Genomic DNA, 602 nt, shown 5'->3' with positions numbered 1-602 from the left:
ACGGTTCTTATCTGCGATCAGCTTGGTAATGCCGTTGTTTGGTAAACGGAACATAGCATAGCTGTGCAAATAGCCTTGTTGAACGATAGGTGCACCAAGCCAAGCGACTTGTCGACCATGTTCCAGTTCAAAATCAGAAATAATGACGGGCGTATAATCTTCATTCACTTTGCGGCGTTCGTTGACGTCATCAGCTAGACGTTTAAAGGTTTTACCTAATGCCGAGTCTTTATAGCGCCCCGTTAGTAGGTTAGTACCGTAGTTGTCGTCTTTGTTGATGGAATAGGTCACGTTGCCGTTAATATCGACCAGCAAAATATCATTAAAATCTGAGCGTTTGAGTAGCTCCAGATATGCCCAGTGATAACGTTTGTGGAGTAAGCGATAACGTTCACTGCCGACATAATTTGAGGACTCCGGCAAAATCGATGTTTTGATTTGGTCACCGCTGCCTTCGATATAACGTTGCTGAGCATTTTCACGTGCTTCTTCAATATCATTGCCTAAACGGCTAAATGCATTGACGAGGCCGTAAAAACGACCACCACTGGCATACGCGAGCTCAGAGCGTACAAATCCCATGACTTCGGTTTCTTGCGCTT

Annotated in this window: 1 pseudogene; it reads right to left on the bottom strand. The window is 44.9% G+C overall.

What is annotated here, in order from left to right:
• Positions 1-602: pseudogene (locus R7O13_RS28755) on the bottom strand (hybrid sensor histidine kinase/response regulator); the annotation flags it as partial.

The sequence above is a fragment of the Vibrio sp. Y176 genome (assembly GCF_033438945.1).
Note: the sequence above shows the minus strand (reverse complement) of the source record. Positions and strands in the feature narration are given on the sequence as shown.